General features: G+C 67.1%; 4 protein-coding genes. All 4 read right to left on the reverse strand.

What is annotated here, in order from left to right; translation table 11 throughout:
• On the reverse strand, positions 1 to 2,159 hold a 2,159-nt coding region (locus J7E68_RS17660; RefSeq protein ID WP_215174809.1), incomplete at its 3' end, for a glycoside hydrolase family 65 protein.
• A 100-nt stretch (positions 2,160 to 2,259) separates the two neighbouring features.
• A complete protein-coding gene (locus J7E68_RS17665; protein WP_215174811.1) occupies positions 2,260 to 2,394 on the reverse strand; it encodes a methionine/alanine import family NSS transporter small subunit in 135 nt (44 codons plus the stop codon).
• Entirely contained in the window at positions 2,391 to 4,028 is a 1,638-nt protein-coding gene (locus J7E68_RS17670; protein WP_053099140.1) for a sodium-dependent transporter, read from the reverse strand. Before J7E68_RS17670 ends, J7E68_RS17665 begins: the two co-directional genes overlap by 4 nt.
• A gap of 10 nt (positions 4,029 to 4,038) precedes the next feature.
• A complete protein-coding gene (locus J7E68_RS17675) occupies positions 4,039 to 5,052 on the reverse strand; it encodes a glycosyltransferase family 2 protein (protein ID WP_215174812.1) in 1,014 nt (337 codons plus the stop codon).
• Positions 5,053 to 5,364: the final 312 nt, after the last annotated feature.

A 5,364-nucleotide genomic window follows, 5' to 3' on the forward strand; every position in this document is an offset into this window, starting at 1 on the left:
ATGCGCACCCCGAACTCGAGCCCGTCGATCTCGGGCGGAAGACGCGAGCAGAACCGCAGGCCGCTGTCGCTGTCGCGCATCCCGCCGAAGCCCGCGGTGATGGCCGTCCAGACCCCCGCGAGAGCGGCGACATGAAGCCCCTGACCGGTGTTGCCATGAAGGTCGTCGAGATCGAGAGTCGCGACCTCGGCGAGATAGTCGAGCGCGAGATCCAGGTGACCGACCTCTGCGGCGACCACGGCCTGCGCCGCCGCCGACAGCGATGAGTCCCGCACGGTGATCGCCTCGTAGTACTCGAACGCACGCTCCTTCTGCTCCGCGGTGAACGACTCATGCGAGAAGAACAGGGCGAGCACCAGATCGGCCTGCTTCACGACCTGCTTGCGGTAGAGGTCGAAGTACGGGAACTGGTCGTGCAGCAGGTACTCGTCCGGTGCCGTCGACTCGAAGTCCCACCGCTCGAGGTCGGTGTAGCCGGCGGACTGCGGGTGCACACCCCGTTCGTCATCGAAGGGCACCGTCATCGCCGCGGCAGCGAGTTCCCACCTCGCGATCTCGTCGTCTGCGATCTCGAGCTCCGACGCGACCTCCGGATGCCGTCGGGCAGCGGCCGCCGCCCCTCGAAGGTTCTTCTGGGCCGCCAGGTTCGTGAAGACGTTGTCGTTCGCGATGGCCGAGTACTCGTCCGGCCCCGTGACGCCGTCGATGTGGAAGCCGCCGTGCGGGTCCCACCGCCCGAGCGAGGCCCAGAGGCGAGCGGTCTCGACCAGGATCTCGAGGCCGGCCTCCCGTTCGAAGTCGACATCGCCCGTCGCCCGCACGTAGTGCAGAACCGCTCCGGCCACATCGGCGTTGATGTGGAACGCGGCCGTGCTGGCAGGCCAGTACCCCGACGACTCTCTGCCGTCTATGGTCCGCCACGGCAATGCGGCACCCTGCAGATGCAGTTGCGCCGCCCTGTCACGAGCGCGATCGAGCACGGAATGTCGCCACCGCAGCGCCTGTTCGGCGGCGTGCGGGAGGGTCGAGGTGAGGACGGGGAGCACGAACGCCTCGAAGTCCCAGAAGGGGGACCCCTCGTATCCGGAGCCGGTCAGCCCCTTTCCCGGAACAGATCGCAATTCCATGCGGGTGGAGGCCTGTAAGACCTGGAAGAGCGCGAAGCGCACGGCCTGCTGCAGCCGTGCCGGTCCGTCGACGCGCACGTCGGCGCACTCCCAGAAGTCGTCCAGCCGCGCCCGTTGATCGGCGACCAGTGCTTCCCATCCGGCCCGCAGCGCGTCGCCGACCGCCGTCTCGGCCCGGTCGCGCAGGGCGGCGATCGAGAGATCGGACGAGAATTCATGACCGACGAGCTTGACGATCTCGAGCAACTCTCCGGCAGCCAGGGATGCGCGCACCGTGGTACGCGCACGGTCGCCCGTCGCATCGACATCCGTCTCGACGCTCGGCTCGCTCCGGGGAGAACCGCTCACGCGATGGTCCATCGCGACAGCGGTCGTGAGCCCGCTCTTCCTCGTGCGGTGCACGAGGGTGGCGGCACCCGCGTCGGCGGCCGAGGCCACCCCCTCGAGCGGCTCGCTCAGCAGCTCCTGCACCCGGGGGTCGTCGTGCGTGATCGGCAGCGGCTCGTTCGCCAGCAGTTCGGAGATGACGGTGACGTCCGCCGCACCGCCGAGCGCCTGCACACGGTAGTGCACCGCTGCCACGGAGCGGTGCGCGAAGGAGACGATCCTCGTCGACCGGATCCGCACCCGCTGGCCGGTCGGACTGGTCCACTCGACCTCGCGTTCGAGAGTTCCCGCGCGGAAGTCGAGACGACGGGTGTGCGACGTGAGCGATCCACGACGGACGTCGAACGGCTCGTCCCCGACGATCAGCCGGATGAGCTGGCCGTTGGCCGCGTTGATCACGCTCTGCCCGCACTCGGGGTAGCCGTATCCCTCTTCGGCATACGGCATCGGGTGCTCTTCGAAGAGGCCGTTCAGATAGCTGCCCGCGACGCCGCGCGGGTCGCCTTCATCGAGGTTCCCCCGCCAGCCCACATGACCGTTCGAGAGTCCGAAGACGGACTCCTCATGGGCGAGGTTCTCGACGTCGATGCCGTCGGCACCGATGCTCCACTCGTCGATATCGAATCGCGGCCGCGTCCTGCTCATGGGCTCCTCTTCCGTCGACTGTGCTTCTGGAAGAGAAAGTAGTCAGGATCGAGGAACGTGAGGAGCGGGTTGATTCCCGCTCCTCCTGCGGGTAAGACTGTCAGAGCTCGACGGGCGGCGCCGGCTCCGCATCCGCTACCTCGGGGTGACGAGCGAGGTTCACGACGGCGGCGATGAGGCCGCCCCAGATCGTGACCATCGCGATGATCATCATGACGATCGCTGTCGTGGTCATGCGCCCGCTCCCTTCTCCGTCGCGTGCGGTTCCGAGGTCGCGATCAGCGGGATCGACGAGGTCTCGGCATCCGGTTCGTAGTCCTCCTCGGTGAGGAACTCGTCGTACTCGGGATCATCCTTGGCGTGGGAGCGGCCGCTCCATGGCAGCGCCGAGAGCAGCAGTGCGATCACGACGAGCGCGATGACCATGCCCCATCCGAAGACGGCGAGGAACCAGCCCGGATAGCCGCCGTACGGCTCGGAGATCTTCGAGATCAGCTCGGTGACGAGCAGGTACCCGAGCACGAGGGGTGCGAGCGCGCCGACGAGCAGCATCCATACTCGCCCGACCCGGAAGCTCGACCGACGATCGAGGTGGTCGACGAGTGCCGGCAGCTTGTGCAGCAGCCATGCGACCACGATCACCGCGACCAGGGCGACGGCCATGATGCCGAAGGCATTGACGAAGGCGTCAGCGGTATCGAGCACCGACAGCGCGGTGGTCGTCGAGAACAGTGCCAACGAGACGATCGCGAGCGGGATGGACACCGTGAGCGTCGTGCGGATGCGCGCCCAGCCCAGCTTGTCCTGCAGCGCCGCGACGATCACCTCGAGGATCGAGATGAGCGAGGTCACCCCCGCGAAGACCAGCGCTCCGAAGAAGAGGACGCCGATGATCGAGCCGCCCGCCGCCTGAGAGACGATCGTGGGGAAGGCGATGAAGGCCAGGCCGATTCCCGACGACGCGACACCGGCCACTTCGGTCCCCTGCGCCTGCGCCATGAAGCCGAGGGCCGCGAACACGCCGATTCCCGCGAGGATCTCGAAGCCGGAGTTCGCGAACGCCACGACCAGACCGGAACCCGTGAGGTCGGTCTTGCGCTTCAGGTACGACGAGTAGGTCACCATGATGCCGAAGGCCACCGACAGCGAGAAGAAGATGTGGCCGTAGGCCGATGCCCAGACGGCCGGGTCGCCCAGCGCTTCCCAGTTGGGGGTGAAGAAGGCGTTCAGCCCGTCCATGGCGCCCGGCAGGAACAGCGACTGCACCACGAGGATCGCGAACATCACCGTGAGCAGAGGCATCAGGATCATGTTCGCCCGGCCGATCCCGCGCTTCACACCCAGCGCCATGATGACGATGACGATCAGCCAGACCGCCACGAGCGGGAGGCCGACCTGCGGCACGAAGTCCGTCGAGATGCCCACCTCGGCGACATCGGCCGAGCGGAGGAAGTCGATGAAGAAGAAGTCGTTCTCGTTGCCCGGCCCCCAGGTCAGCTGCGCCGAGAACCACGTGTACATCGCAGCCCACGCGATGATCACCGCGTAGTAGACCGCGATCACCACGCAGATGAGCACCTGCCACCAGCCGAGCGGCTCGGCCCTGCGGTGCATCCGTCGGAAGGCCAACGGCGCGGAGCCGCGGAATCGGTGACCGATCGCGTAGTCGAAGAAGAGGAGCGGGATTCCGGCAGTGAGAAGCGCACACAGGTACGGGATGAGGAACGCCCCGCCTCCGCCTTCGTACGCCACGTAGGGGAATCTCCAGATATTCCCCAGCCCGACGGCAGAGCCGATCGCAGAGAGAATGAAGACGTTGCGCGAGCCGAAGGCCTCGCGTTTCGGGGTCTGCGTCGTTGCGGTGGCCATGCGCATGAGGTTACCGGAGCCAGGGTGACGAGACGTGGCGATTCTCGTGCCGGTCTCCCCGCTCTCGGATCATCATCAGGATGCTGCGTTGACTATGGGCAGCAACTCCCAGACGTGCTCCCCCGTACCGCACCCCTCCGCGCAGCCGCGTGGCGATGGCGAGCCACGAGCACACCGCACGCTCGGCGACCCACAGCGGCGCCCACAATGCACTGGTCGCCGGGAACACCGAACGGCCGTCGAGCCGTCGTCGGCCGCGCTCGGCGAGCACGACGATCATGAGCAGAACGAGCGCCAGCGAGCCCGGTCGGTGGCGCAGGATCCACACCGTGGGAAGGATCGCCGCCTCGATCGCGAGGCGCAGCGGCTGCGCCCAGCTGTCGTACGCCTGTCTGACCCGCTGCGACAGGAAGTGCCGGGCGGTGGGTGGGCGCCGCATGACGTAGATGTCGGGTCGGGAGTGGATTCGACCGCCGGTCGCGCGGATGGTGCGCTCCATCTCGAGGTTCTCGAAGAGCGTGTCCGCATCGTATCCACCTGCTGAGAGCAGTGCCGAGCGCCGCAGAGCGTAGGTTCCGGGGTAGTCGTCCGAGAGGGCGCGGTTGAGGAGGCTGCGAGCGGTGTCCCACCGGGCATGCCAGGGCAGCGGAGCGAAATGGTTCTGCGGCTTCACGAGGGTCGCGCGTTCGAGCTCGGAGACCACCGCGGCGAGCGCGCGATAGTCGTACCGCACGTCGTCGTCGGCGATGACCACACGCTCGTGCCGAGCGGATGCGATGCCCGTGAGCACGCCCCGCACCTTGCCGTTCGCGCCCGTGGTCTCGTTGCACGGGATGTGCCGGACGAGATCCGACCAGGCCGACGCGTGCGAGGCGAAGCGGTCGGGGTCAGATCCATCGACCACCGTCACGTCCGCCCACGCGCGCAGACGCGTGAGGTAGGCCGTGAGATCGTCCATCGTCTCGTCACTCCCCCATCGCAACGGGAGGATGTATTCGATGTCGAGGAGTGGAGCGCCGTTCATGGCGGGACGATAGATCGGGTCCGTTCGCCTCTTCTCGGGTATTGACAAGATCCTCAGCCCGTCTTCGCACCGAGGCCCGCGGCAGCTGGCGGCTAATGGTGCGAGGGTAGGAAGACCGCGAGGCCTCTCGCAGGGTATTGACAAGTCTGCGTTCACCCTGCACGGTGCCCCGGCGGCAGAGTCATGCCCCGTCGAGCGTCTTCAGCACTTCGGCGACTCCGTGGTAGTCGCGAGCAGGCAGGTCGTGGATGGCGTCGATGGTCTTCACCTCGAGATGATCGACGACGCCGATCCTAAGCAGGTCATCCTTCG

Source organism: Microbacterium sp. ISL-103, from assembly GCF_018613995.1.
Lineage (GTDB): Bacteria > Actinomycetota > Actinomycetes > Actinomycetales > Microbacteriaceae > Microbacterium.